General features: G+C 33.6%; 1 protein-coding gene and 1 pseudogene. One reads left to right on the top strand and one right to left on the bottom strand.

The genetic code is table 11. The features are described 5' to 3' along the window. Positions 1–139: 139 nt before the first annotated feature. Positions 140–355: a hypothetical protein gene (locus tag ACM6HU_RS27385; RefSeq protein ID WP_097837107.1), complete on the bottom strand. Its 216-nt coding sequence runs from the start codon at positions 353–355 to the stop codon at positions 140–142. Between the two features lie 217 nt (positions 356–572). On the opposite strand from ACM6HU_RS27385, the pseudogene ACM6HU_RS27380 reads away from it, so the two are divergent. Further along, positions 573–713, top strand: a pseudogene (locus tag ACM6HU_RS27380) (small, acid-soluble spore protein, alpha/beta type); the annotation flags it as partial. Positions 714–733: the final 20 nt, after the last annotated feature.

Genomic DNA, 733 nt, shown 5'->3' with positions numbered 1-733 from the left:
CGCAAAATTTACCAGTCTAAGCACAGAAGAAATACAAAAAATACTATTATAATATGTATCATTATAAAAGCTTTGCGAAAGATCTCGCAAAGCTTTTGATTATTGCACTCACATTCTTGTACTCTGTATTGTCTGTGCTCTATTCTTCCATCCAATCGCTTTTCTTTAATTCAATTGGATGAGTATTAAAAACACCCGTTTTTCCATCAGCATGTTTTGTTTCCACTTTCAAACGATACATTCCAGGATGTACAATTTGTCCACCCCAACCGGTCCAAATGTAAAAATCTTCATATGTGTTGGCTGGTAATTCTGAATGATACCACTCTGCGTCCCAATATATGAATTCAAGCAAGAGAAAAGAAGAGGAGAAGAAGGAATAATATGATCATTTCAAACAAACCTTGTTATGAAAAGATGTTAGAACAGCTCCTCTCCTTGGCCCTCTCATCCATATTTTAAGTAGAAAAATAAGTCTTATACTCAAATTCAGGTGAAATAAAATACCATAAAAAGGAATTTATATTTTTCTATGTTTCGTAAAATATTAAAAACATAGTAGGTGATACAATATGGCAAACAATAAAAGTGGAAATCGTAATGAGTTATTAGTTCAAGGTGCTGAAAGTGCACTTGATCAAATGAAATATGAAATCGCACAAGAATTCGGCGTACAACTTGGTGCAGACGCAACAGCTCGTTCAAATGGTTCTGGTGCAAAAAATCTATAAAA

This window comes from Bacillus sp. IT-79MI2 (genome assembly GCF_949768135.1).
GTDB lineage: Bacteria > Bacillota > Bacilli > Bacillales > Bacillaceae_G > Bacillus_A > Bacillus_A pseudomycoides.
The sequence above is the reverse complement of the archived record's forward strand: the minus strand, read 5'-3'. Positions and strand labels throughout refer to the sequence as shown.